Source organism: Streptomyces sp. NPDC006463 (assembly GCF_042870715.1).
GTDB lineage: Bacteria > Actinomycetota > Actinomycetes > Streptomycetales > Streptomycetaceae > Streptomyces.
In genome coordinates, this window is the sequence record NZ_JBIAHP010000068.1 from 1 (window position 1) to 4,010 (window position 4,010).

The 4,010-nt window shown below is 63.8% G+C and carries 3 protein-coding genes and 3 pseudogenes; 5 read left to right on the top strand and 1 reads right to left on the bottom strand.

From position 1 onward, the window contains the following. The first annotated feature begins 188 nt into the window (after positions 1-188). A complete protein-coding gene (locus tag ACFYOB_RS41445) occupies positions 189-368 on the top strand; it encodes a hypothetical protein (protein ID WP_388570240.1) in 180 nt (59 codons plus the stop codon). On the opposite strand, the pseudogene ACFYOB_RS41450 reads toward ACFYOB_RS41445, so the two are convergent. After that, positions 351-575: pseudogene (locus ACFYOB_RS41450) on the bottom strand (hypothetical protein); the annotation flags it as partial. The gene ACFYOB_RS41445 and the pseudogene ACFYOB_RS41450 overlap by 18 nt on opposite strands. A 193-nt stretch (positions 576-768) precedes the next feature. On the opposite strand from ACFYOB_RS41450, the pseudogene ACFYOB_RS41455 reads away from it, so the two are divergent. From ACFYOB_RS41455 to ACFYOB_RS41470, 4 genes and pseudogenes are all read left to right on the top strand, one after another. Continuing rightward, positions 769-1,251, top strand: a pseudogene (locus ACFYOB_RS41455) (transposase); the annotation flags it as partial. A 14-nt stretch (positions 1,252-1,265) separates the two neighbouring features. Beyond that, positions 1,266-1,402: pseudogene (locus ACFYOB_RS41460) on the top strand (IS630 family transposase); the annotation flags it as partial. Positions 1,403-1,558: 156 nt separating this feature from the next. Then, positions 1,559-2,281: a hypothetical protein gene (locus ACFYOB_RS41465; RefSeq protein ID WP_388570242.1), complete on the top strand. Its 723-nt coding sequence runs from the start codon at positions 1,559-1,561 to the stop codon at positions 2,279-2,281. A 186-nt stretch (positions 2,282-2,467) separates the two neighbouring features. Further along, positions 2,468-3,748: an IS256 family transposase gene (locus ACFYOB_RS41470; RefSeq protein WP_388570244.1), complete on the top strand. Its 1,281-nt coding sequence runs from the start codon at positions 2,468-2,470 to the stop codon at positions 3,746-3,748. Positions 3,749-4,010 lie beyond the last annotated feature (262 nt).

Genomic DNA, 4,010 nt, shown 5'->3' on the forward strand with positions numbered 1-4,010 from the left:
CCACGGCCGAGTGCTCACACACTCACGAACGGCCGATTCATCACACCGGTTACGCCCGACCAGGGCATCTCAACAAGATCCTGTTACGAGCTCTTTGGCACCCGCATCGTTTCTGCTTGGCGTAAACCCACCCGACCAGCTCAACCCCCTTGGGTATCCCGGCCACGGAGCTGACGGCCACTCTCGCCATGCCGGGCAAGGTCGCCGACTTCCTCCGCACGGCCGAGCTGGAAGACGCCGAGCGGGCCGCGCTCGACCACGGCGTGACCGTACGGCGCGGTGTCGTTGAGGGGGAGGGCAGTTGCGGTATCCGGGGTTCGGTGAGCGTGCGCCATCTTCAAAATCGCTGGTCAGGGGTTCTTGCGTGACGTTCGTTCGGAGTGCTCGCGCTGGTCGTGGGCGGCTGTCTGCGCTGTAGATCGTTTGTGGACTTCGAGGTTCGTCAGGGCGAGCAGGGCGCGCAGAAGGTGGGTGGCGCGGGCGGGGTCGGTGCGGAGCTTGGTGAGCGTGCGCCAATTTTTGAGGTGGGCGAAGCCGTGTTCGACGGGGGCGCGTCCGGCGGCGAGAACCCGGTTGGCTTCCTTTTCGCAGGTGGTGAGCTTGCGGTGGCGGGTGGCCTTGAACCCAGTGACGACGACGGGGTCGTTCGGGGTCGTCGTCCAGGCCGAGGATGCCGAGGTCGGCCAGCGCGCCGAGGCCGGCGGCGCGGAGGTGGGTGAGGAGGTGGTCGCGGCGGGCGGCGGTGATGTCGTGGGTGCGTCCGGGCCGGTCGATCACGGGCGCGGCGGCACCGGAGAGCCGGTGGCAGCCCTGCTGCGGCCCGGGAACGCGGGCAGCAATACCGCTGCTGACCACATCACCGCCACCCAGCTCGCCCTGGCCCAGCTCCCCAAGAGGTATCGGCGGGGCCGGTCCACTCTGATCCGCACCGACTCCGGCGGCGGGACGCACGAGTTCGTGGCCTGGCTCGCGAAACGCGGGAGGTGGCTGTCGTACTCGGTCGGGATGACCATCACCGACGCCATTCACCAGGCCGTCCTGAAGGTCCCCGCCCCCGTCTGGACGCCCGCCGTCGAACCGGGCGGCGAGATCCGCGACGGCGCCTGGACCGCCGAGCTCGACGGCGACGTCCTGAAAGGCTGGCCGAGGGGGATGCGGCTGATCGTCCGCAAGGAACGGCCCCACCCTGGCGCCCAGTTGCGGTTCACCGACGCCGACGGACTGCGACTCACCCGCTTCGCCACCAACACGTAGGGGCTGACATCTGGCTCTCCAACGTCGCCTTCAGCACCCCCGAACAGTCATCCAGCGCATCCGCCGCGGCCTACGACACATCCAGAACCGCAGCGACCTCATAGACGGCTGCCTCGCCGAGACCGGCCTGACCATAAGACCCACCTGAGCAACGACACGACATCACGAATTCAACCTCAGTAGTAGCCCAACCGAGTGTTGCTGGAGAAATGTGTGTAAGGCCGCCACACAGGGTGGCCGCGCGCCTGGCAGCCTACTTAATTACTGGCTCTACCGCTCGACCGGGCACTGGACGGGGATGGTCATGACAAACAACGCAACATCTAATGCGGCGGATTCCGATAAGACGGCACGCTCCGAAGCTGCCGGAAAAGGCCTCGACGACGTGGCCAAAATCCTCGCAGGCGCATTCGTCGCCGTTACTGGCGTCATGGCGGGTCTCGGCCTCACGAGCGAAAGGGCATTCATTTCGCTCAACAATAGCGACGATTCGCTTGCGTTTGCTGTCGGGCTAGCCTTTACGGCTTTCACATGCAGCATCGTGGCGCTATTTATCCCTCGAAGCACATCGGGCATCAAATGGGAAACCGGCTTGCTAATTCTTGGGGGAGCTGCGTTCATCGCGGCGATGGTTGTGGGCGTTGCCGGGGCAGCCGAGTCCGCAAATGGAAATGGTAGGGCCACCATCACCAACTTGAAGATCGAGGGCAAACGCCCCGAGCTGACACTGAGTTTCGATGTACACGCGGACGGAGTCCAGAAAGACCGCCACCTCACAGCCTACGCCCATCCCTCAAACCTAAAGGGATCACAGATCAGCCAATTTCAGATGTCTGATGCATTCTATGTGGGAACCCTCAGGCCGGATGATAAATCTATCGTAGAACAGAAGATTACAATGCCATTCACCCCGGGGCAGTACACTCACCTCACGATCTTCATTGCCACCAGCGAAGATGAGGGCAGAGGAAGTTGCGAAGTGGACTCCGAAAAAGGACCCGCATGCGCCACCCTCCGAATCCCGTAGCCGAATCACCCTCCACACATGGGCAGAATATTGGGGCCGCCTGTATAAACCGCGGGAGACCCGGCGTTACTGAGGTTGAATTCGTGATGTCGTGTCGTTGCTCAGGTGGGTCTTATGGTCAGGCCGGTCTGGGTCTGTACGGTCAACGGTGGATCTTCGAGCAGGAAGTGACACCTGATGACAGACGTGACCGTGTCGGCGGATGCCGTGGCGGAGGTACAGCCGTCCGGGTTGGCGCCGGATGTTCTGGATGACCAGCTGATCAGTCAGCTGGTGGACCGGGCCAAGGCCGATGGGATCAAGCTGACCGGCCAGGGTGGTCTGCTGCAGCAGCTCACGAAGAGGATCCTCGAGTCGGCCCTGGAAGGCGAGATCACCGACCATGTCGGGCACGAGAAGCATGAGAAGGCCGGCTCGGGCAACACCCGCAACGGGACCCGGTCCAAGACCGTGGTGACCGAGGTGGGCCCGGTCGTACTCGAAGTCCCGCGGGACCGGGAGGGCTCGTTCGAGCCGCAGATCGTCAAGAAGCGGCAGCGTCGGTTGACCGGCGTCGACGAGATGGTGCTCTCGCTGTCCGCCCGCGGCCTGACCCACGGCGAGATCTCCGCCCACCTTGCGGAGGTCTATGGTGCCGAGGTCTCCAAGCAGACGATCTCGACTATCACGGACAAGGTGGTCGACGGCATGAACGAATGGCAGAACCGGCCCCTGGATTCGGTCTACCCGGTTTTGTTCATCGACTGTGTCCACGTGAAGCTGCGGGACGGGAAGGTCGCGAACAGGCCGCTATACGTGGTCCTGGCGGTCACCGTCGAGGGAACTCGCGAGATCCTGGGCTTGTGGGCCGGCGACGGAGGCGAGGGCGCCAAGTACTGGCTCCAGGTCCTCACGGAGATCAAGAACCGTGGCACGGAAGACGTCTGCATGGTCGTCTGCGATGGCCTGAAGGGGCTGCCCGACGCGATCGGAGCGGTCTGGCCGCAGGCGATCACGCAGACGTGTGTCGTTCATCTGCTGAGGGCGTCGTTCCGTTACGCGGCCCGGCAGGACTGGGACAAGATCTCGAAGGCCCTCAAGCCCGTCTACACCGCGCCGACCGAGGACGCCGCCACCGAACGGTTCCTCGAGTTCCAGGAGGAATGGGGCCAGAAATACCCCGCGATCGTGCGGCTGTGGGAAAACGCATGGGCCGAGTTCGTGCCGTTCCTCCAGTTCGACACCGAGATACGGCGGATCGTCTGCACGACGAACGCGATTGAGTCCGTGAACGCGCGGATCCGCAAGGCCGTCCGGGCCCGCGGCCACTTCCCGAACGAGCAGGCCGCCATCAAGTGCGTCTACATGGCCATCATGAGCCTCGACCCCACCGGCCACGGGCGCAAACGCTGGACCCAACGCTGGAAGGCAGCCTTGAACGCCTTCGACATCACCTTCGACGGCCGGCTCTCAGCCGCCCGCCGCTGAATCCCCAACAACTCCAGAACCACCGTTAACTTTACGGACCCATTCCCGGCAGCAGTGGGGCTATCCGCTCCCACTGAGCGTTCGTCAGTTCATGCCGACGCACCATGACGAGCTCATGCCCGGAAGGGCTGTAGATCCACCACCCGAGCAAGAGCCGTCAGACACTGCCTAAGGGCTGTCCCGTAAATGATCTTCTGGTCGCCTGGGGCAAGGTTGGCCGCTGTGCTCGCTGCCTTATCCGGCGAGTGCGAGGTTGTACATG